1 protein-coding gene is annotated in these 432 nt (G+C 76.9%); it reads right to left on the reverse strand.

Going from position 1 to position 432, the window contains the following annotated elements:
- Nucleotides 1-432: autotransporter-associated beta strand repeat-containing protein (locus GVL03_RS22685; protein ID WP_159502689.1), on the reverse strand; the 432-nt coding region annotated here is incomplete at both ends.

A 432-nucleotide genomic window follows, 5' to 3' on the forward strand; every position in this document is an offset into this window, starting at 1 on the left:
AGGGTGAAGGTGTTGGCCGGGTCGGCGATGTCGAACCCGCCGCCGCCCGCGGCCCAGGCGATCGGCCGGTCGGTGGCGGTGAAGCCGGTGCCGGTGACCTGGAGGACGCCGCCGTCGAAGCTGAGCGGGGCGGAGGCGGCGCCGAGGCTGGCCTCGCGCGACACGGACAAAGTACCGCCGGCCAGGGTGGTGCCGCCGGTATAGGTATTGGTGCCGGCGAGGGTGAGCGTGCCGGCGCCGGCCTTGGTCAGGCCGCCGGTGCCGTCGAGGGTCCCGGCGAAGGTGGTGGAGCTGTTGTCGCCGCCGGCGGTGAGGCGGGCGGATCCGAGCGCGACGCGGCCCTGCCCGGCGAGCGAGCCGACGGTCTCGCCGTCGGCGAGCGCCAGGGTGGCGCCGGCGCCGACGAGCACGGCGCTGCGGTCGCCGATGGCC

The organism is Microbacterium sp. 18062, from assembly GCF_902706225.1.
Taxonomy (GTDB): domain Bacteria; phylum Actinomycetota; class Actinomycetes; order Actinomycetales; family Microbacteriaceae; genus Microbacterium.